Source organism: Spiroplasma eriocheiris (assembly GCF_001029265.1).
Lineage (GTDB): Bacteria > Bacillota_I > Bacilli_A > Mycoplasmatales > Mycoplasmataceae > Spiroplasma > Spiroplasma eriocheiris.
Window position 1 is genome coordinate 1,260,349 of the sequence record NZ_CP011856.1, and the last position, 22,619, is coordinate 1,282,967.

Annotated in this window: 21 protein-coding genes; 5 read left to right on the forward strand and 16 right to left on the reverse strand. The window is 29.0% G+C overall.

Annotation, left to right across the window (positions count from 1 at the left end):
* Positions 1–309 precede the first annotated feature (309 nt).
* Positions 310–987 carry a hypothetical protein gene (locus SERIO_RS05790; RefSeq protein ID WP_047791886.1) on the forward strand — a complete coding sequence of 226 codons (678 nt, stop codon included), beginning with the start codon at positions 310–312 and terminating at the stop codon, positions 985–987.
* Between the two features lie 26 nt (positions 988–1,013).
* Positions 1,014–1,451, forward strand: a complete 438-nt coding sequence (locus SERIO_RS05795) for a hypothetical protein (RefSeq protein WP_047791887.1) — start codon at positions 1,014–1,016, stop codon at positions 1,449–1,451.
* Between the two features lie 44 nt (positions 1,452–1,495).
* Here SERIO_RS05795 and SERIO_RS05800 read toward each other — a convergent pair whose 3' ends face one another.
* From SERIO_RS05800 to sufC, 7 genes are all read right to left on the reverse strand, one after another.
* Positions 1,496–1,780, reverse strand: a complete 285-nt coding sequence (locus tag SERIO_RS05800; protein WP_047791888.1) for a hypothetical protein — start codon at positions 1,778–1,780, stop codon at positions 1,496–1,498.
* 114 nt (positions 1,781–1,894) lie between these two features.
* Complete coding sequence (locus SERIO_RS05805) at positions 1,895–2,440, reverse strand: 5-formyltetrahydrofolate cyclo-ligase (protein WP_047791889.1); 546 nt, start codon at positions 2,438–2,440, stop codon at positions 1,895–1,897.
* A gap of 3 nt (positions 2,441–2,443) precedes the next feature.
* Positions 2,444–3,856: a Fe-S cluster assembly protein SufB gene (gene sufB / locus SERIO_RS05810; protein ID WP_047791890.1), complete on the reverse strand. Its 1,413-nt coding sequence runs from the start codon at positions 3,854–3,856 to the stop codon at positions 2,444–2,446.
* Positions 3,857–3,870: 14 nt separating this feature from the next.
* A complete protein-coding gene (locus tag SERIO_RS05815) occupies positions 3,871–4,320 on the reverse strand; it encodes an iron-sulfur cluster assembly scaffold protein (RefSeq protein WP_047791891.1) in 450 nt (149 codons plus the stop codon).
* Entirely contained in the window at positions 4,321–5,550 is a 1,230-nt protein-coding gene (locus tag SERIO_RS05820) for an aminotransferase class V-fold PLP-dependent enzyme (protein WP_047791892.1), read from the reverse strand.
* Positions 5,551–5,554: 4 nt separating this feature from the next.
* Entirely contained in the window at positions 5,555–6,388 is an 834-nt protein-coding gene (locus SERIO_RS05825; RefSeq protein WP_047791893.1) for a SufB/SufD family protein, read from the reverse strand.
* The gene (sufC, locus tag SERIO_RS05830; RefSeq protein WP_047791894.1) at positions 6,388–7,203 is read right to left on the reverse strand and encodes a Fe-S cluster assembly ATPase SufC; all 816 of its coding nucleotides are present in this window, start codon (positions 7,201–7,203) and stop codon (positions 6,388–6,390) included. Before sufC ends, SERIO_RS05825 begins: the two co-directional genes overlap by 1 nt.
* Positions 7,204–7,389: 186 nt before the next feature.
* On the opposite strand from sufC, the gene SERIO_RS05835 reads away from it, so the two are divergent.
* The 3 genes from SERIO_RS05835 to SERIO_RS05845 all read left to right on the forward strand — a co-directional run bounded on the left by SERIO_RS05835 (position 7,390) and on the right by SERIO_RS05845 (position 11,786).
* Positions 7,390–9,555, forward strand: a complete 2,166-nt coding sequence (locus SERIO_RS05835) for a Vmc-like lipoprotein signal peptide domain-containing protein (RefSeq protein ID WP_053040868.1) — start codon at positions 7,390–7,392, stop codon at positions 9,553–9,555.
* Between the two features lie 18 nt (positions 9,556–9,573).
* The gene (locus tag SERIO_RS05840) at positions 9,574–11,289 is read left to right on the forward strand and encodes a lipoprotein (RefSeq protein WP_047791895.1); all 1,716 of its coding nucleotides are present in this window, start codon (positions 9,574–9,576) and stop codon (positions 11,287–11,289) included.
* 83 nt (positions 11,290–11,372) lie between these two features.
* The gene (locus SERIO_RS05845) at positions 11,373–11,786 is read left to right on the forward strand and encodes an HIT family protein (RefSeq protein ID WP_047791896.1); all 414 of its coding nucleotides are present in this window, start codon (positions 11,373–11,375) and stop codon (positions 11,784–11,786) included.
* A 29-nt stretch (positions 11,787–11,815) separates the two neighbouring features.
* Here SERIO_RS05845 and SERIO_RS05850 read toward each other — a convergent pair whose 3' ends face one another.
* The 9 genes from SERIO_RS05850 to SERIO_RS05890 form a co-directional block, all read right to left on the reverse strand.
* Positions 11,816–12,307 carry a hypothetical protein gene (locus tag SERIO_RS05850; RefSeq protein WP_047791897.1) on the reverse strand — a complete coding sequence of 164 codons (492 nt, stop codon included), beginning with the start codon at positions 12,305–12,307 and terminating at the stop codon, positions 11,816–11,818.
* A 410-nt stretch (positions 12,308–12,717) separates the two neighbouring features.
* The gene (tpx, locus tag SERIO_RS06780; RefSeq protein ID WP_047791898.1) at positions 12,718–13,218 is read right to left on the reverse strand and encodes a thiol peroxidase; all 501 of its coding nucleotides are present in this window, start codon (positions 13,216–13,218) and stop codon (positions 12,718–12,720) included.
* A 3-nt stretch (positions 13,219–13,221) separates the two neighbouring features.
* Positions 13,222–13,812, reverse strand: coding sequence for a 4Fe-4S single cluster domain-containing protein (locus SERIO_RS06785; RefSeq protein WP_257787433.1), 591 nt, complete (start codon positions 13,810–13,812; stop codon positions 13,222–13,224).
* Entirely contained in the window at positions 13,812–15,638 is a 1,827-nt protein-coding gene (locus tag SERIO_RS05865) for an AAA family ATPase (RefSeq protein ID WP_047791900.1), read from the reverse strand. The genes SERIO_RS06785 and SERIO_RS05865 overlap by 1 nt, the downstream gene beginning before the upstream one ends.
* Positions 15,639–15,800: 162 nt before the next feature.
* Positions 15,801–16,922: a spiralin repeat-containing protein gene (locus SERIO_RS06790; protein WP_073797524.1), complete on the reverse strand. Its 1,122-nt coding sequence runs from the start codon at positions 16,920–16,922 to the stop codon at positions 15,801–15,803.
* Positions 16,923–17,086: 164 nt separating this feature from the next.
* Positions 17,087–18,232 carry an N-acetylglucosamine-6-phosphate deacetylase gene (nagA, locus tag SERIO_RS05875; RefSeq protein WP_047791901.1) on the reverse strand — a complete coding sequence of 382 codons (1,146 nt, stop codon included), beginning with the start codon at positions 18,230–18,232 and terminating at the stop codon, positions 17,087–17,089.
* 19 nt (positions 18,233–18,251) lie between these two features.
* On the reverse strand, positions 18,252–19,004 hold the full coding sequence (locus SERIO_RS05880; protein WP_047791902.1) for a DeoR/GlpR family DNA-binding transcription regulator: 753 nt from the start codon (positions 19,002–19,004) through the stop codon (positions 18,252–18,254).
* Between the two features lie 125 nt (positions 19,005–19,129).
* The gene (locus SERIO_RS05885; protein WP_047791903.1) at positions 19,130–20,233 is read right to left on the reverse strand and encodes a hypothetical protein; all 1,104 of its coding nucleotides are present in this window, start codon (positions 20,231–20,233) and stop codon (positions 19,130–19,132) included.
* Entirely contained in the window at positions 20,233–22,608 is a 2,376-nt protein-coding gene (locus SERIO_RS05890) for a hypothetical protein (RefSeq protein ID WP_047791904.1), read from the reverse strand. Before SERIO_RS05890 ends, SERIO_RS05885 begins: the two co-directional genes overlap by 1 nt.
* Positions 22,609–22,619 lie beyond the last annotated feature (11 nt).

The following is a 22,619-nucleotide window of genomic DNA, read 5'->3' on the forward strand; positions in this document are numbered from 1 at the left end:
CCAAAAAAATGAAAAATTATTTATTATTATTGATCATCATTGCTGCAGTTATCCATTTGTGGTTTAGAAATATTACAAAATAATGTATTAAATTTAAAACTAATACCCTGTAGATTATGTAATTTAATGCCGGATATCGGACATTCCAGTCTGGATTCCATGGATAACCACCGCCTTTCTTAACATTAAATATAATACATTTATATTTTAACATAAAATATTTTATTGCCGATTTTATCTTTTTATTTTGTCACTGAAGGGTGTTGGTAAGATATGTTATAATTTATTCAAAAATAAGGAGATCATCAGATGAAGAAAATTTTGCTATTAAGACCATTATCAATATTTTTCTTGTTTTTAAGCTTTGGTTTGCTTTCTCCTTTTGCCTTACCATTTTTTATAATAAGTAATATCACTATGCTAATTATTATTACTTGGTTTGCTGTTTTTTGAATTGTTAAATTTTTAAAAAGAACTATTGAAATTTCTAAAAATTTACAAACTTACAAATGATATAAAAATAAAAACAATGTTACAGAACTGCAACCACTCTTCTATAATCTTTTGCCAATCTTATTATTATGACAAGGAATCAATGTGGTTTTAAATGCTAACTTTAATTTAAATAATAGAATACTATTAATTCCTTATTCATTAATAATTGCCAGTTTAATTAGCTTTGGCGCAATTATTTTAATTGTTTTTACTTGCTTAGTTTTTTGATTTAAATTTAAAGTTAAATATATTTTTAACCGGGTTAAGCATCTTACTAAATTGGGAATTAATAATCTTATTAAGTTTTTATATTTTCATTTTCAACTAATTAAAAATAAAATATATTATCCTTGGTTAAAAAGAATGTTTGTAATTTTTCTAAAAATTCGGATAATTATTAATTATGTTGTTAATTTTAAAAAATCCCTATATTTAAAAAGACTGAAAATAATTTTGGAGGTTAAAAATAATGTTATCTTTCTAAATTTATAAGATTAAATTTAGAAAGGAGTTTCATAATGGCAATTGATAAAAAAATCAATTATTATTTTGGTAGCATCATTTTTATTGCAATCTTAGATGCCGCCTTAACAATTTCAATTTTTACAAGAGCAATAATTTCGTTAATTCATGGCCAGTGAATCCCACCTGTCATTCAAATAATACCGCTAATCTTTTTTGGAACACTATTATATTTTGAAGTAAGTTTTCTTTGCAAATACTACCAAGAAAAAAAGAAGCATTCGCACAGTTCATTTCAGAATACTACAGCGTTATTAGCAATTCAAACTAAAAATCCACAGCGATTTAAAATAAAAATAATTTTTAATTATATTGCTTGTGGTTTTGTTGTGCTAATGGGCTTTATTGGAATTATTCCGTTGTGTTTAATGATCAAAGGTCAACAAGCTTATCAAAAATCAGTGCAAGAAAATATTAATAATAAGAAAATGTAGGTCACCTACATTTTTTTTCAATAAAAAAATAGGTTAACCCTATTTTATTCGGCACTTCCTCCACACAATAATAAAATTCCCCCAATAAAACTAACAAATAAAAAGGCAAAAATACCTAAGCAGATTGCAGATTCATTTAAATTCTTAATTTTCTTTTTAGCGGCCATTGTCATTGGAATACATCAGATCATTGGAATAATTGCAAAAGCTAAAAAGACAGTGTTAATAACCATAAAGATATAACCTGCTTGACGAAGTCCTTTTTTATTAGATGAATTATTATGTGTTGAAGAAGGAGCATGTTTTGCCATCGCTGCGTGCTGTGCCATTAGCATTCTCCTCTTCTTTTAACTGAATCTTAATGTAATAATTTAATACTAAAAAGATTATATCAAGAGAAACTCTGAACCGAGCGGCAAACTTTTTTCTAATTTATTAAAGTACTAATTAGTAACAACTATATCAAGGGGAATATCGTGGAGTTCACAAGGCAATTTTTCAACAAATTGAAAGTGATAACCTAAACCAATCTTAGTTCCCCTGAAGTCTTTTAAATAACGGTCATAAAAACCTTTCCCATATCCTAAACGATGATGGTCAAGATCATAGGATAATAAGGGAATAATCATTACATCAATCAGCTGGGGAGCATAAATTGGCAATTTATTATCTGGTTCATATAGTTTATACTTTGCATTATATCTTAAATCAGTTTGTAAATTATTAATTTGGTGAAATTGCAAAGCAGCACCAACTGTTCGTGGTAACACAACATTATATTTATGTTTTAATAAATATTTAATAATTTTTAGCGTGTCAACTTCTTTATTAACTGAATAATAAATCCCGATTGTTTTTGCCAATTGGAAAGCGGGCAACTTTAATAGTTTTTTCCGAATAATCCGGTTACTTTTTTGATAGTATTTCTTATCAAGGTTTTGCCGGTAAAATAATTTTTCGGCACGAATTTCATCTTTTGATTTCGCCATTGCTTAACCAACGCTACCTTCCATATTCATTTTAATTAATTGGTTTAATTCAATTGCATACTCCATTGGAATTTCTTTGGTAAATGGTTCTAAAAAACCCATTACAATCATTTCTAATGCTTGCTGCTCAGTTAAACCCCGACTCATTAAATAAAATAATTGTTCTTCTGAAACTTTGCTAACGGTTGCTTCGTGTTCAATTTGCGATTCATTATTAAAAACTTTATTTTGAGGAATGGTATCGGAATGTGACTTCCCATCTAAAATTAAAGTATCACATTCTACCCGAGCTTTTGAATATTGAGCATTTGGGCCAATTTGCACTAAACCCCGGTAATTTGCTGAACCACCATTAAAGGTCATTGATTTTGAAATAATTTTAGAAGAAGTATTTTTTCCTAAGTGAATCATTTTTGCTCCAGCATCTTGAATAACACCTTCTTTGGCAACCGCAATTGAGATACATTGGCCCTTGGCATTTCGGCCTTTTAAAATACAACTAGGATATTTCATATTAATTTTTGAACCAATATTTCCATCAATTCATTCCATTTGACCATTTTCTTCAACAATTGCTCTTTTAGTTACTAGATTTAAGACATTATCACTTCAATTTTGAATTGTAGTATAACGCATTTTGGCATTTTTCCCAACAAAAATTTCAACCACTGCCGCATGTAATGAATCCTCGGAATAAATTGGTGCCGTACATCCTTCAATATAATGGAGTTCGGCATCATCATCAACAATTATCAAAGTTCGCTCAAATTGGCCACTATTTTGATAATTAATCCGGAAATATGCTTGCAATGGTTTATCTAATTTAACACCCTTTGGCACATAAATGAAGGAACCTCCAGACCATACTGCACCGTTTAGTGCTGCATATTTATTATCACTATTAGGAACTAAAGTACCAAAATATTTTTTAAATAATTCTGGTTGTTCTTTTAACGCGGTATCACAGTCTAAAAAAATAACATCCTTTTCGGCAACTTCTTTTAACATGCTACCATAAACTGGTTCACTATCATATTGTGCTTTGACTCCGGCTAAAAATTCTTTTTCAGCTTCGGGGATTCCTAAGCGGTCAAAAGTATTTTTGATTTTTTCAGGAACATCATCCCAAGTTTTGGCAATTTTATCAGTTGATTTTGAATAATAAATATATTCATCAAAATTAATAAAAGATAAATCAGGGCCCCATTTAGGATTATTAATTTTCATAAAATTATGGTATGACTTTAAGCGATACTCTAACATTCATGCTGGTTCATTTTTATAATTTGAAATTTTTCGAATTACTTCTTCATTAATTCCCTGGTCAGTATGAAAATAAGAAATATCACCATCACTAAAACCATATTTATATGTTGAAAGATCTTTAATTTCTTTTTCTTGTTTTAACTTTGGCATTTAATTCACCACCTTTATTTTTGTGTTTTTTCATATTCTTGCAATAACTTTAAGAAACCATTAACCCCAATACTTGCGCATTTGATTCTGTTGGGTTGTTTGGGAACATTAATGAAAGCAATTAATTCATTTAACATTGTTTCATCGTATGTTCTTTCAAATAACATATTTAAATAATTATCAATAATTTTAATTGCCATTGCAACTGGTTTCTCAACAATTTCACCAGCCATAATATCTGTGGCAGCGGTAGAAATTGCACACCCAATCCGATCAAATTTTGCACTCGTAATTTTATTATCAGCAATTTCCAGTTCAAGGTGCATATCATCAATACAAGAATCCGAAGCTTGATGAACATAGAGACTATTTGGTTTTTTTAAAAGACCCTTTTGGGTAGGGTTTGCATAGTGTTCCATAATTATTTGCCGTAAAAATATCGGATCTTTATTTTCCATTCTCATTTACACCAACCTTCCTAAAAAATCTTGTTCATTAACTAATGCTAGCACTAACTTATCGATTTCTTCTTTATTATTATATATTGAAAAACTAACTCGCACCGTATTGCTTTCTCCAATAACTTGGTTAATTAATTTTGAACAATGTTCTCCGCTCCGAACGGTAATGTGATTAATTGTTCCTAAGTGGGTTGCAACATCTTGGGCAAATTTATCTTTAACATTAAATACTAATAACCCTGTTTTGGCATCAGGATTATAAACAACTATCTTATCTTTTAATTTTAAATTAAATTGTTCAACAGCATATTGTTTTAATTGTTGTTCATAAGCAATAATATCATCTAAACCTATTTCGTTAATAAAATCAATTGCTTTCGCAAACCCCAAAATACCAGCAATATTCTGGGTTCCTCCTTCAAAACAAAAGGGAACTTCTTTTAAAAGATATGACAACTCATCGCTACTAATGCGAGCATTCATATCTCCACCAACAATCAAGGGGGGCAATGCTTTTAAATGGTTAATTTTACCTCATAAAACCCCAACCCCAGTTGGTCCAAACATCTTATGTGCTGAAAAACAAATAAAATCCACATCCCATTTTTGGACATCCGTTTTAGTATGTAAAATTCCTTGGGCACAATCAATTACTATTATAATATTAGGATTTAAAGCCCGAATTTTTTGACTTACCGCAACAACATCAATTTCATAACCTAAAATATTAGAAATGTTCGCAAAGCTAATTACCTTTGTTTTCTCGCTAATCATTTTGCTTAAAGCCACTAAATCAAGGGTATGATTTTTTAACGGAATAAAATTAACAGTTGCTGCTTTATTTTTTGCCAAACGATATCATGGTAAAATGTTAGACCCGTGTTCTTGGTAAGTAATTAGGATCTCATCTCCCGGTTGAATAGTATCTTCCAGACCAAAAGCAATTTGATTTAATGCAAAAGTTGTTCCGGATGTAAAAACAATTTCGTTACTATCCTTTGCATTAATAAATTTCTGCACTTTTGTCCGCACCTGGTTGAATTTTTGGTATGTTTCATATGCTAAGTCACTATCAGTATTATGGGGATTAGTCCCATATTTACTATAATATTCAATAATACCATCAATTACAACTTGCGGTTTTAAAGTAGTTGCCGCAGAATCAAAATAAATCTCATTGGGATTATTTGTAAAAAAAGGAAACAACTTTTTAATATTCTTTTCATCAACCATATTCTTACTCTCCAATTTCCCGATCAATTTCATTAATAATTTCAGTTTGAATTTTTTCATCATCAATTGCTTCAATTACATGTTTAAAATATCCCATACAAATTAATTTACGTGCTTGGTTGACTGTTAGTCCTCGAGCTTGCAAATAAAAGACTTGTTCAGGGTCTAGCATCCCTAATGCATTGGCATGGCTAGCTTTAATATCATTTTCATCAATTAGTAAAATCGGATCTGAAATTGCCCGCGAAGTTTTATCAAAGACTAATAAGCGTAATTCTTGATGTGCTTCTGATTTAGCCATCGTTTTTTCAATATGACTAGTACACTTAACTGTTTGTAATGAAGCATCTTTTGCAATTGAATAAGTTTTAATTTCACTAAACGTTTGCGGTGCTTGATGATGGGCATAAATAATTTCATTTTTTTGTTTATCACTAGTTGATAAACTTGCTAAATAATAAATTACTTTACTTCTTTTTTCTAATAAATTAAAAGTAACATTTTCGTTGATATTACTATCTACAATATTTAAATGGTATAAATTTAAAGTACTATTTGCCAAAACATTATATTCTAAATTAATATTCTGGTGGTTATCTTTATTTTTGTAAATATTAACAATATTAACATTAGTATTATTAGCAATATTGAATTTAAGATTAACAGTATTATTTAGATGAAGAAAAACTAATAAGGTTAAGTTTTTAATATTATCAGTAATATTAAATTCAAAATTTTCCCCATCTTTAGTATTCTCAATCTTTACTGTTTGATGCTGCGAATTATCAATAATATTAAACTGATTATTAACAACCGTGTTATTTAATAAAACACTCATTATTTTGCATTTTTAGCGGCACAACCAACCGCAGTATTCATTCGCTTTTGATCTTCATTTTTAACATTATCAATCTTTAATTCGCGCATCAATCATTCATAACCCTCCTGGTTAATTTTTTCTACTAATTGATAATCACCACTTTTAACAATTTTTCCCTTGATAATTACATGGGCATGGGTTGGTTTTACCAAGTTGAAAAAACGATCATAATGAGAAACAATTAAAGCTGCAAAATCTTTCCCAATTCTTTTATTAAGTTCTCCGCTAACAACATTTAAAGCATCCACATCTAGTCCCGAATCAATTTCATCAATTAAAGCAAAACTAGGAGTTAAAACATTTAACTGTAAAATCTCGTTTTTCTTTTTTTCTCCACCTGAAAAACCACTATTTAAATATCTTTGAATCATTGATTCTTCAATTTTTAAATTCTTAGTATTTTCATTAATTGTTTTATATAAATCTGGTAATTTAATTGGGGTTTCGCGATGAGCATTAATAATTGTTTTTAAAAAATCTAAGTTTAAAACACCAGGGATTTCAACTGGTGATTGCATCGCAAAAAAGATGCCTAATTTACTTCTTTCATCAACTGTTTTGTCCAAAATAGATTCACCATCAAATAAAATGTCACCTTGTTCAACCTTATAATTGGGATGACCCATAATAGTTGATAATAAAGTTGATTTACCATTACCATTAGGTCCCATTAGCGCATGAATTTCGTTTTGTTTAATAACTAAATCCAACCCTTTTAAAATCATCTCACCATCAGTTGAAACATGTAAATTTTTAATTTCAATTTGCTGCATTTTTCCACCTCATTTTCCTATAATTATCAGGCTTTTTATATTAAAAATATCTCAATTTTTTTATAATAAAGTCTACTTTTATTGTACAATAAAAGTAGACTTTGTATAAAAATTAAATGTAATTCTTTACATTTTAATAAGGAAAAGTTCAGCCAAGTTAATAACTCAAGGAAGGATGGAATATTAATGAAGAAACTTTTGTCATTACTAGCTAGTTTCGTAATCACTGGGGCCCCAGTTGGAACGTTAGCAGCATGTAGTAATAAAGACAATACAAAGGATCAGCATAAAAACAGCGCCGGAAATAGTGTGTGAGCATGATTGCCCGGAATTGGGGGAGGAAAAAATGTAACTTCCGCTGATGTTTGAAATGAACTAAAAGATCCGTTTACCAATATTGGGGGAGATAAATGAAGTAATGACCCTAATGAATGGGATGGAACAACTAGAATTAAAATGACCGTACAATTAATGCAAATTCTAAGTGTTTCAATCTTAGCTAATAGTAATAAGTTAGTTGATAGTGGACAGAGTGAAAAAATGCCTGCTGTTGCTGACTACCAAGATTTACAAGTAATTTTAAGTCAACAATGAAAATTATTAGTTTCTAACACCAATCAACAAGTTGAAAATAAAAAACAATCATTTAAAAACGACTACCAAAAAAAATGAGAAGATGAATATCATAAATGGTTAGATAAAAACTATCCAGATATTACTGGTGCTTCTGGTTCAAAGAAATATGAAATTGAAGAAAACAATTATAAAGCGGCAATTATGGCAACTGGGGCTGATAACGGTACAAGTGCTACAACAATGTTAACTAACGTATTATTAAACAATAATATGCGTAGTTACCAAACAAGTAGTAACCAAATCTTAACTAATTATTTATATAATTTTTATGATTTTACCGTAGTTCAAAAAAAATCAGCTGATGATTGAAATAAAGATAATATTAGTGCCCGCCGTGATTTAGCAGTAGCATTCCAATGGAATTATACAACCAATGTATGAAGTTTTACTTACCCAGATTTTGATATTTCAGCAACCTTAAAAAAAATTGCTACCGATTTAGAAACCAAATCACCTGAACAATATCTTCAAGAACATCCAATGGTAGACGCCCCTATTTTTGATGGAACAACTAATGATAAGTTAGGATCTTTAATGTTAAACTCAAACATTTACCAAGCTGGACAATTATCATTATTCCAAAAATATTCTTTAGAACGTTGATTTACTAATCAAAAACCATTAGCAATTTCACAAGTTACTTATGCTTTTAAAGACGCCGCCAATGCGTTTAAAGATGGCATTACTAGTGATGATTTTGATAAAGGTGTGTTAGCAAACATTACTACTGATCTTGGCAAATTAGCTGGAAGTTCTCCTGAAGATTGAGAAACTTTCTACCGTAATAATAACGGGACTGCTGCTAGTTCAAAAAGTTTATTAACCCTAAATAATGGTGATGATATTTTTAAATCAAATGTTATAAAAGCAAATATTTACGGAAATGTTGGTAATACTAAATATGATACTCTTCCAGCAGATGCTGATGCTGCAATTAAAACATTAAGCCGTAATTCTAGTGATACTGCAACTCATATGAGCCAAGTTTGAAAAATTGGTCAAGTTAGTGATGGTTCAGGGCTAAAAGATGATTCAGTAATTGCCTTCATTGATACTGATGGTTTACATATTGTTCATATTGATGGTGGTCAATACTTAGATCCAACCACAACAGATGATTACAATAACTATACTAATAATTGACAATTTTACTCATTAAGTTATGCCCACAATACTTTTGAAGCAGCTGATCATAACAAAACAGATGATGTAAGTGTTAATAGTAAAATGAACACCCAATTTAAAAATGCTAAATATTTACAATATTTAGTTAACCAAAGTAATGCCAATACTATTGCTGGAAGTCGTACAACATTTAATGTCTTAGATGAAGTTAAAAAATATGCCAAATTAGATTCTTCAACTGACGGAACAACAAGTAATTTATGATGATTCTGAATCTTTGATTTCTTTAATAATGTTGAAAAAAATATTGTTAAGATTGCAACCCCAGATGATTGGTATAAACGTTTCTTAACTTTTAAAACACAATCAGGTAGTGAAGCAGATACCACATGGTTTACAAACGTTATTAATTCAGCGGCAAGTAACTTAACCGGATCAGCAATTGGAACCTTTATTTCAAACGTGCAAACTGAAAATACCACAATTCAAGGATATGCAGTTGGTTGACCAGATTTAACATTTGATGTTAGTGCTATTTTAGCTAACATTACAACAACAAATGGTAAATTCTGGACAATTGCTGAATACTAAAAAGGAGGGCGAATATAAATGAAACGATTATTAAGTATCTTAGGAACAATTTCAATTTTAGCTTCAACCTCTTCCGCAGTTGTTGCTTGTAAAAGTGATAAGTTTGAACGTTTTGATACCCCTGCAATTGCCGATGAAATTAAAAAATGAATTATTGCCGAAATTAATGGTAATGCTGACTATGTCCAATATTCTTTCAACCAAATTTTTAACAGTGCTGACTTAAAAACATTAGCAATTCGTTTATTAGATTCTAATATTTCAAAATTCTATTATTCAGCAGAAGAAGCAACCCGTGCACGTTATACCGGAGTTACAATTGACACTTCGCAACCAGATAACATTATTGCCCGTCAAATTGTTAACTTTGTTAAACAAGTTGCGCTTGATAAACTATATACTGAATATTTAGCCGGAATTAGTAATAACTCACCATTAGAATATAAAATGGCTAGTCAAGGGTATGCGCCTGATTACCAAACTGACAATTGATTTGTTTTAGGAGTTAAATCATACTTCTACGACAAAACTGGTAGTGGGGGGGCTGATTTCCTAATTGCTTATTATGCTAAATCACGAGTTGAATTAGAAAAAAATCCTGGTTATAAATTTAAAATTGATCAAAAATTAGTAGACCAGTCTAGTTATGATGATTTTAATAAATTAAGTGAAGACGCTAAAAAAGTAGCTTTACAAGTTCGTTTTAATGACTATTATAACCATGTTGAAATTCCAAGTGTTGTTGACCAAATTTTAGCAACTACCTATTTACACCAAAATCAAATTCGTAAATACGGAGCCGGAAATGATTCACATTTATACATTAATAAAAACGGGGCTCTATTCAATAATATCCAATCATGAGAAGATAATCCTTCTTCGCGCACAACATGAAAATCATACATTAAAATGGTGTGAGAAGTTAAAATGTCAAAAACTGAATTAGAGAAAAAATTCCCTTATTCAGAAATTGAAAAAATTAATAACGCAGCAAATGGTAGTGACAAGAAAGCAATTCTAGATTTATTGCAAAAAGATTTTGCAGTTGATCCCGCCGCTCCTGATACTACGAACCAAATTAAAGACGGAATTGACCCAATCTTTAATGTTCCGGGCTTTAAAGGATTTGTTGGATTCAAGAAAAGTGATAATTCAATTTTTACAACTATTAACAATGCTGACTTATATAAAAACAATTTAGGAAATGTCCTAACCGCTGGGATTATGCGAGCTAATAACGGACCAACTGACCAAGTTTCAACTTATGAATTTGTTGATGCCAACAAACGGAATGCTTCATTAGTCTTTGTGTTACCAATTTATACAATTGATTTAATGAATAATATGACTTTAAATTATCAAGATAAACCAATTACTGATGCTAATAAATTAGAAATGAAATTTTACGGTTCTGGCGGTCAACCAACCGACTTAAATGCTAATTGGTTAGTCCAAGGATTATCAGTTAAATGGTTATATAATAGTGATGGTTACCTAGGTTCATATGATAACACCGGAGCTCCTTTATATAATCTTGATGGTTCACCAACAAGTGTTGATAATTATAAAGGTAATATTCTAAAATGAATTGAATATACCATGGCCCAAAATACTGATTTACAAAAATCAGGAAAAACAAGATTATATTCATTAGCCTTTAATAATGATCCTAAAAACATCTATTCGCAAACTTTATATGATGCAATTGGAACATATATTATTAGTCGTGATTAAAAAAGAAAAAGTCATCCGAAAAGATGGCTTTTTGCTTTTTTTGTTATAATATAATTATGGAGTAAACAAGGAGGCACATAAAAATGTTAAAAAAAGATTGTTTGTTCTGTCGAATTATTAACGGGGAGGTTCCTAGTAGTAAAGTTTATGAAAATGAATATGTTTATGCATTTTTAGACATTTTTCCAAATAGCGACGGTCATACTTTGGTAATCCCTAAATCACATTCGGATTACTTTAGCGACACCGAAGATTTGTATTTAGCAGAAGTTGCCAAAGCTTCGAAATTAATTGCTAATCGCATTTATGATACTTTAAAACCAAAAGGAATTAACTATATTATTAATGAAAAAGAAGAAGCTTTTCAACAAGTTTTCCACTATCATATGCATGTGATTCCCAAGTATCATCGCCAGGAAGGATATAATTTCAATATTAATCCCAATGATGATTTAACTAGTTTAGATGAAATTAAAAATAAAATTGCCATCAAATAAAAAAACAATTCAGGGGACGAATTGTTTTTTTATTTTTCATTAACTATTAATTTATTATTATACAAGTAGTTTAGTTTATATTTTTTAATACCAGTTCTTAAATTTTCTAACTCTAATTTTAATTGTTTTCACATTAGAAAACTACCTAAAAAATTATGAAGATAATATAATTTAATATTGTTATTAATAAAATTAAACTGTTTTGAAATCTTAATATTTAAATCATCACAAACTGCTTGGGGAGAACGTTTTTGTTGATAATGTTTTAAAGATAAGTAACAATATTCATCAATCAAAGTCATAATACTATTATTTAAAGATTCTTCTCGTTTGTTAAGAACAGTTAAATAACGATCAATAAGGGTATTTTTAATTTTAGTGGGTTTTATTTTTTTTAGGGAATACAATTCAATTTTTAAGGACATTAAAGGGTTAATATGATTATAAGCGGATTCAATTTCAATAGCTTGATTGATTTCAGTTATTATTTGATAAAATAAATTGTTATCTGGATGTATCACTAGTTCTTATTCGCTCCATTCTTATTAGGTTTAAAATTAGATAATTGATAAAAACTCAAAATTAAAAATTATTTATTAAAAAATAAACAACTTAATAATTTAGATTACACAAATGCACCTCAATAGAAATATAAAATATTTCGTGTTGACTTACTGGCGTGTATTTTTATAATACTTAATATATTTATAATTTTTCACGGGTAAACATTAGTGGAAATTCGTAATAGTTAATATTTAATAATAGTTTTTTCGTTTTATTAATATTATAATAAGGTAATAATTTATTCTCTTCTCCATATAATATTTTACTAAAATTATAAATTCTTACAATTGTCAAAACACAAATTAAATTATCAATTACAAACAAAAAAAATGTTAAAAATAAAAAGTATTATTTATAATAATACTTTTTAGGCATGGTTTTTTAAGAATTCATATACTTTGTTATAGTCTGGCTCGTTACCAACCGGGTTAACAACCTCAATGTATTGAACAATATTATCTTTGTCTAAAATTAATACTGCCCGGGGCAAGATTTGCGTAGCATTAAAGACTAACCCTGTTTTGTTCCCAAAATCACGATAATTGTAATCTGATACTAAACAATGATCTTTATCACGGAATGATTCACAACTTCTTTCTTGAGCAAATGGTAAGTCCCGTGAAATTGTAATTAATCGGGCGTGGGGATAATCTTTGATATCCTTATTAAATTTTACTGTTTGCGTATAACAAACACTTGTGTCAATACTTGGAATAACAGAAATTACTTTGTAGTCACTTTTTACATCGTTAATATTAAAATCTGTCATATCACCATTTGTTGCTTTGAATTCTAATTTGTCATCAACTTTAATAATATCTTGTTTAATGTGGTCAAACACATTACCTTCTAATTTGAATGCTCCCATTGGCTATTCCTCCTCTATATTATCATTTACTAAGTGCGCGCCATCACCATTAATAATTAAACTATTTTCCTGAACAGTGAATTCGGCTTCAATAATATTTTGTTCAAAATAATTATCATCTGCATAAACCGGCGATAATTTTAACACCCGTTGGTTAGTTGAACCAATTAATCTTCTTTTTTTATCTAGTTTATTAATTAAAAATGGTCCATCAATTAAAATATCCACAAATTCCAAAATCGCCGGGTATTTTTTTTGTAAAACTTCATAGACATAACCAGAAAAAATAATTACTGTTAAGTTATGAGCTTTACACAATTGCACTAATTCTAATAAGGCACGGGGTTGAATAAATGGTTCACCACCAAGAATCGTAATTCCTTCAATATTGAATCTAATTTTAGCATCAAGAACTGCTTTAAACAATTCCTTTACTTCCATTACATTTTTATTAATCAAGGGAATCATTTCTTGATTGCTACACCCCTTACAATTAAGAATGCATCCTTGCATTCATAAAGCAAATCTATTGCCGGGACCTTCAATGGTAGTGAATGAAACAAAGCGATTAAAATTAATAAGATTTTTAGACATTAATTTTTAATTGTGTAGTTAATTACTGATCCTTGTGGCTCAGCAATAATTGTTTGGTTTACTCGAAAATTCGCTTGGTTAGTAAAAATAAATTCACTTAAGCCATCAACAATATGTTTTTCAATACTGTTTAATAAATCCCGACCACCTTTTTTATCATCAGCATCACTCATGATAATGGTTAAGATTTTTTCTAATTCTCCAAATTCTAAATTAACTTTATATTTTTCTTTAACAGCTAATTGAATTGGTTTTAATTTATGGGCAATTAATTTTGCTTTGAAAGCAGTGTCTTTAATAAAGTTAAACGGTACAATGTTATTACCAATTCTTCCTAATAATTCTGGGCGTTTCAATTCGGTACGAAAATGATCAGAAACCTTTTGAATAAATTCTTTTTGAATCTGATCAAATGGTTGGTGGTCATCAACTTCACTAGCCCCAATGTTAGAAGTAAAAATTATAAATGAATCAGAAAAACTAACAGTTTGGCCTTTATTATCCGTTAACCGCCCATCTTCTAAAATTTGTAAAAATTTATCTAAAATTCGGGGATGAGCTTTTTCAATTTCATCAAATAAAAGAACACTAAATGGCTTTTCTTTAATAGCATTTGTTAATTGTCCCCCTTCTTCATAACCAACATAACCTGGTGGGGCCCCAATTAATTTTTGGTCACTTGCTTCCTGGTTATATTCTGACATATCAAAGCGAATACAATTTTTTTCATCCCCAAAGAGAAATTTTGCTAACGCTTTTGCTAATTCTGTTTTCCCAACTCCTGTTGGCCCGACAAAGAATAAAGTTCCCTTGGGTTTAGTTCGTTTCGCTGAATATTGCACACCCGATAAACCGGTAAATGCTTTATAAACAACTTTTTTAACTTTTTCAATCGCATGGTCCTGACCAATAACTCTTTTCCGTAGTTCATCTTCAATTGTTGCTAATTTTTGATAGTTCATTTCTTCTCACGGTGAAACTTTATCCCCATATTGATAAGAATTTAATAACTTTTCAAACGGCAACCGTTCATTGATATTATTTGAGTATTTAATCAGTTGGTAAACTTCTTTCAGAGTTCACCCTTCCATTGTATCGTAAATATCTTGTAATTTTAAGATATCTTGGTTTAAATCTTCACTAATTTTAAAGAAATTTTTATTAGTTAAAATAAACTTTTCACGCTCTTCGCGATTTGGTTTTGCTAATGTAATGGTACTAACATCCGGATTATGAAGATAAAACGATGTTGGTAGTTTTCCAATATTATTTGTAATAAAAATTAGCGAAGTATCAAAATCAATGATTTCTGACTGATCAAACTTCTTATCTTTAAAAGCTTTGCTTAGGGAAATTAAGTTAACCCGTTCATCTTCACTTAAACTTTGCTCATTTGAAAATAAATAATCTGAACTATCAGCAATAAAAGCAACTTTTTTAGGGCTATTCCCAAGCATATTTTTCCGCACAATTGCAAAAAATTCCGCTAAAGAAGTAAATTGTCCTGTTTGTTGATTTGTTTGTTCATTTTGGTTATTAATTAATTCTTTACCAAACTCATATGCTTCGCCTTCTTGCGAATGGTCCTTTTTCTCATCTTCAACTAATGTTAGACTTTTCACATTTCCTCCGGCTAATCCATCAATGCGATCCCAAGTAAAAATATCATGAAAGCCTTTTTCTTTTAGCAATGTTTTAATCCGTTCTTTTAAACTAACATAACCATTATTATTTTCATAAATGTCATTGATATTTCCTTCAACAATAATACAACGTTTAATTCCAATTTGGTTTTTTAATTTATCTAAGTTATTTTTAACACTCATATTGTTCCCCCTTCATATGCTTGTTACTAATGATTACTATTAATTATAAATGTTTTTAGCGAAGAATACTATTAAATCTGATTTAGTTTTCTGATTATTATATTTTTCCAAAAATAAAAAAATAAACTCTACTTAACAGAGTTTATTTAATTTTTTAAATTTCTAGTTAGCACTTTTAATTGCGACACTAACTTTGGCCGTTCCCACAGCAGCGTTATGTCCAGTTAATGTTAAATTTAAAACAACTGTTTTCCCATTTGTTAAGTCAACATATGGAAGATCTGATCATCCTGAATGGTGAAAATAGGTATTTCCGGCTTTAACTGTCTCAAAATTAGTTATCGCATAACTAACATCATAACTTGTTAGGGTTGCATCAAGATTTTGCACAGCTTTTAAAACAAGACTATCTAAACTTGTTAGAATATCTGATTCAAAGATAAATCCAAAATTACCACCACTTTGAATTGCCGTAATTCCCACAGGATTATCGCTGATTTTATTAATTGAACTAATATCAACTGCTTGTTTAATTCCCATTATTTTAATACTAAATTGAAAACTACCTTCAATAATTTTTGAATTAGGCTGAGCCTGTACTGTTACGGTAATATCTTTAGCAGTTTGATAATCACCAGTTGTGGCATTATTGGTTAAAATAAAGTCATTAACTTTAAAGCCTGTTCTTTTTGCTTCTGGGAGCTGGGTGCGAATAAAACCTCAAATCTCACCTTTGAATGTTAAATTTTTATTAATAGTATCTAATTCATCTTGTGTCACACTGGCAGGATTTTTAACCTGAATATTTAATACTGGATTTTTGGGTTCAAAAGTTAACACGGAAATATTAATTCTTCCGGCAATCGCAATAATTTGAATTGTTAAAGTTGTTTTCCCCATAATAATTTTAGATTGAGCTTGGGCATTAATGGTAATGTTAATCGGTTGGGCTTGTTCATAATTACCTGCTTTTGCATTATTAGTAATATTAAAATCAGATTTTGTTATTTTATTACCATCTTTAAGAATATTATTAATTTGGGTTGTAACATATTCTAATAAGGTATCATTAAAATTAATAGCATTTAATTCATCTGATGTAACATTTTTTTCATCATTAACTGTAATTGCTAATGAATTGGTCATCTTTGGAATTTTAATTTCACTAAGATTAATTTTGGTATTATCATTTGGTTCAGCACTTTTGTTATGACAAGCAACAACAGAACTTGCACCGGTTGCTGTTAAACTAATGGCACCTAAAATACTTAAAAGTTTTTTCATTACTTAATTTCCTTCTTTCTTTGGTAAGTAAATTTAGTTAATGAATTTTAATAATTTTTATATTATATTCTGTCCCTTATTTTTAATTTTAACATATTAATTCCCTGAAGAAAGTAAAATTGCAAATTAAAAACTATCTTTGATAGATAGTTTCCAAGAAGTTATTAAAGATTATTATAAGCAATTTCACCTTCGGAAATGGTCATTTTGACATTTAAATCATTATCCACCACAACAAGATCCGCCAATTTATTTGGTTGAATTGATCCTGTTTGGTCATAAATCCCCAATTGCTTTGCGACATTAATACTTGTCATTTTAATTAAATCAATTAGTGAACATTTAGTAAAATTATACATATTACGAACGCTAAAATCATAAGTTGCCGCTGCACCAGCTAACGTTCCATTTAATAAGGTCACAGTTTGACCTTTTTTAATAACATCCAAATTACCCAATTTATATGGGCCATCAGCTAACCCCTTTGCAATCATCGCATCTGTAATAATACATAAGTGATCAGCCCCCTTAATTTTGTAAGCTTCCCGGATAGTATCAGGATGATTATGAATTCCATCCGTAATTAGTTCACACAAAATTTCATCATAGAATAGACCTGCATTTATCATTCCAGGTTTACGATGTTCATAACGACTCATTCCATTATGAAGATGAGTAAAATGGTTAGCACCCCGCCCAACTTCGGTTGTTACTTGCTCAAAACTAGCAGCAGAATGTCCCATTGAAGGAATAATTTTATTTTTCAGAAGGAAAGTAGTGAATGATCCATCTTGTAATTCAGGAGCATAAGTAACAATCCGAATGTTATTTTTTGAAGCATCAATAAATTGTTGCATCACTTTAATATCTGGTTTAATTAATAGTGCCTCTTCATGTGCTCCCTTAAATTCATGTGAAATAAAAGGACCTTCCAGGTGAGCACCAATTTGCAATGCTTTTGCCCCTTTATTATGCTTAGTCATATATTCACCATAGACTTCCATTAACTTAGTTACTTTTTCAACAGACCCGGTAACTGTTCCTTGGCAAAACTTTGTTACTCCTTCTTGTGCAATTTTTTTGGCAAACTCATTAAATCCAGCAATTGTGCCTTCTTCAAAATCATGACCATAACCACCGTGGACATGACATTCAATAAATCCAGGCATCACAATTAGTCCTTGTAAGTCATAGCCATCTTGGTTAGTTTCTCCTTTATTGACTGATTTAATTAAGTTACCGTCAACTTCAATTCATCCTTTTTCAATAATTTCATTGATTAATACTATTTTTGCGTTTTTTAAAATCATGTTTTAACTCCTTCTTTCTCTAGTTAATTATTTTTGCTAAATACTCTGGGTTAATTTCCACAACCCGATCAGTTATAATTCCATCAATATCTTTAATATTACAGAAATGTTCATAACCTATTGAATTGAATTTTGAACTATCAGCAAGAATATATTTATATTTGGCTTTTGCTAAAATAATTGCTTCGAGGTGTGACTCACCCTCATTGTTATTATAGAGATTACCATCATAATCAATATTCGTAACTGAAACAAATGTTTTATAGAATGGTTCAATTTCTAATGCTTTTTCTGCAAACGAACCAATAAAGACCCCCGAAGGTTCTCGATATTTGCCGCCAACTAGAATTGGCTCAATAATATAAGAATTTTTTAAGAGAATTTGGTAAACAAATCAAGAATTAGTTATCACCTTAACTTCAGTTTTAATTTGTTTAGCAAATTCCTCACAGGTTGTTCCAGCTCCCAAATAAAGAACATCACCTTGGTTAATTAATTTCTGAGCTAGTTTAGCAATTTGTTGTTTAGCTTTAAGATTTAAATTTAATTGATTAAAATGTTTAATTGTACTATTATCCGATTTTTCATTAGTTTTAACCCCACCATAAGATAGACTAACTAAACCTTCATTCTGCAATTCTTTTAAATCTCGACGGACAGTAACATATGCGATTCCTAATGATTCAACATACTCATTAATTTCCGCCATATTGTGAAATGGTTTTGCTTGTAAAAAATCTAATAACATATTTTTTCTTTCTAACTTATGCATTTTTTTACCTCTATCCTCTCTCAAACTACTTCCATCATTTTAATTATATATCAAGAAAAATTAGAAAACCAAAAAATTAGAATGATTATAAGGTTTTTTATAAAAAAATAGTGTTATGATTAACACTATTTTTTATTTTTATTTGTATTATTATTAACATTCATTTTTGCTTTATTCATTAAGCGGTCAGGATTTAAATATGTTTTTTTCTGTTCTTTGGATAAGGAAACATCATACATAGATAGATCATTAATAAATGGCTGTTCGTCAGTATCATGTGCATGCCCTTCATATCCTTCAAATTTATAAGTAAATCTACCATCTAAATAAACTTTAAAAATTGCTTCTTCACCAGTTACTTTTTTAGCATACACAATAACAACACTATCCTCATTTTCTTTTACCAATCGAATGTCATTATTATTCACAATAAACCCTCGTTTTTGAATTGATTGTAAAATTGAACTAATAGCATGTTTACGAGCTGATTCATCTAACTGCTTAGTAATAATTTTGTTTTGTAAAGCTAATGCTTTTTTATTAAGTTCTTGGGAACTTTCTAGATCTAACTTACTAAATTGTTCTAAATCAGTTGCTAACTCTGCTTGTACAAACTTATCACGACTAACTTGTTCTTTAAAACTAGTAAGGTATTGGTTTTTAACAAAGTCAGTTGTTGTTCGGTAATTATTAATTTCTTCTTTAACAATGTCAGCAATTTCAGTTGGACTTAAATTAACTAATTTACTTTTATTTTCTTTAAAAAAACTTAGAATAATTGCTTGTGATTGTTTATCATCAAACATTGCCAATAACTCTTGTTCTAATTGATTATGGTTTAAATTAAGACGATTTTTTAAATTGGCAACTCGTTGCTTAGTTTCATCTTCAATAACTTGTATTTTTAATAATTCTACCTCTTGTTGGATTTCTGCTAACCGTAATTTTTTTTGCTCTAAATAAAAATTTACTTGCTTAGCTTGTTCTAATTCAACATGATCTTGTTTTGAAAAAGTTTTAACTAATTCATTATTTTCAATCTCCGCAATAATTGCATCTAATTCTTTTAAATATTTTTCAGTTTGTTGGCAATTAAGACCACTAGCATCAATTGCTTTTAATTGCTGCAATAAAATTGTTAAATTTTCACGAACAAAGTTAATATTAATTTTTAACTGTTCAATTTTCTTTTGATAATTATACATTACCTGCTCAACACTCATACTCATTATGCAAACACCTCTTCAATTCCTTCCAATATTTTTTTGATTTGTTCACGGTTCTTATTAGCATTTTGTTCATTACGATATTCTTCACAATAAACATATAATTTTAATTCATTATATCAATCATTTAATTTTTTGTATTTACTTTTTTCAAAATTAGGTTTTAAAAGAAAGATTTTTTCATTTAGATAATTAACATCATAATCATCAACAATTAATATTTCATCAACATATCCTTCTCACTTGTTCAGAACATAGACACTCGCTTTTCCAAACTCGCATAAGTTCATATAATCATTAAACTTAACTTCTGAATTAAATACTTCCCCATGTTTAAGTTGACGGAATTTTAATTCTAAAACTGATAAAGAATGGAGTAATTGAATAATTAACTCCGAGGAATTTTGAAAACTAGTTAAGCGGGCTTTAATTAAATTTATTTTTTCCCAGAGTATTTTTCAATTTCGTTGTAAAACATTTGTTTCTGATTGGTAATCCATTTGTTGACGATATGTTTCATAATCTTTTGCATAAGAATATAAGTTAGTTAAAAAGACTGTGTTTTTAGTGTTAACATCAAAATCATCATCGCGATCGATAATTTCTTTTGCAATATTTTGGTTAATTAGCCTAATAAATTTAGTTACAATATTAAATAAATTTTGGTTTCAAATTTTTTCAACAATACTTGGACTAGCAATCTTCGTTAATTCATATAATTCTCCCATTGTGGTGTTATCCTCATCATATAATTCTTGCAAAGTATTTAGAATATCTTTGTTGGAAAGGATTTCACCATTATATAAAACACTGTAACTTCGAACAATTGTTTTTTGTTCATGTGCTAACTGTTTAATATCTGCCACTAAAGTATTATGAATAGTATTTTTATAGTTAGGCTTTAAAACTAAATAATCACAAATTTCTTCTCAGTGTAAGTATAAATCAGTTTTATTATTAAAATGTTCGGTTGCTTGGTTTTCCATAAAAGTTTGGAAAGCATGATCATTATTATTTATTAAATCTAACAAATAAAAATGGATAAATAAATTAGTTTCTTTTTTACTACTAATTAGTTCTCGTAATTGAGCTTGGTATTTTATTAATTTTTGATTTAAATATTGCATTATTTCTTTTAAAATATTTTTACTGTAGTTATCCTTATATTTATTTGCCACTAAAATTTTCTTCCCTAAACTAATAATTTCAGTTTCTTGAATGGCATAAGCCTCCGCTTCTAATTTATTATTTATAAATAACGTAATAAAATTATGGTCAAATGTTACTAGGTCTTTACTAATTCGGAAAAATGGCAACTCTGTCCGTAGATCCTCTAAATTAGTATCTTGGCTAGCATTTACAAAAATTACTAACTCTAAATTATTATTTTGATAATATTTTTTATTAATAACTGCATTTTCATTTACATAAGCACTGTTAACAATTAAAATCCGCGGGTTAGCTAATGTTGTGGTAATATAACGGGGATCTTGTAAATAATCACTTTCAAATAAATTAATATTTAAACGTGAAAAATTTAAATTAAAATATTCTTTTAATTCATTGGTCATTTTATTTAAAAAGTAATCAACAACTGTTCCTTTAATAGCATCATTATTATCTAAAATATTTTGTAAATTTTTATCATTCTCCACTTTTAACTTAATATCTTTGAAAGTTGTCAGCGCTAAATTAATTTGAACTGGTTCATAAGTGGGATTAAATAAATTAGTAATTTTGTCAGAAGTCATTTCAATTTTTGTATTATTAGATTTAATAAAACTAAAAGTAGTATCTTTATTAAACTGGTTAGTTTTTAATTCATTTTTTTTATATTCATTTAAATAATTAAAAAGATCACTCCCTGTCAGATCAACAGCAGTGGGGGCATTAATAACTAAATCATCCTCAGTAATTTTATCTGTCAAGTTAACAGTACTATTATTAACTAATAACATATCAGTAAACTGGTCAAAAACAAAATCAATCAACGCTTCCCGGTTGTTATGTTTACTTAATAAAGTTCCACGCTCAAGTGCAACAAGCGCTTCTCGTGAAATGGCAAAAACACCTAAGGCACAATCAATTCATTCATTGTTATAACTAGTACTAACATATTGAAGAGAACTATTAGTATCAATGGTAATAATATTTTCGCGTTCAATTAAATCTTTTAAACAATCAGCATAAATTGTTAAATCATTAATTTTTAGCTCTGTGCGTAAAACTTCTGCTAAGGTTTTCTTTTTATTAGGGTAAGTGGCAATTGTATTTAAAATTAGATACTGAAAGAATGATGGTTTCTTAGGAGTTTGATAACCAACAATAGTTTTTAATTTAAGTCATTTTTTATATAAGCTAATTGTTCCTAATTTCATATAATCACCCT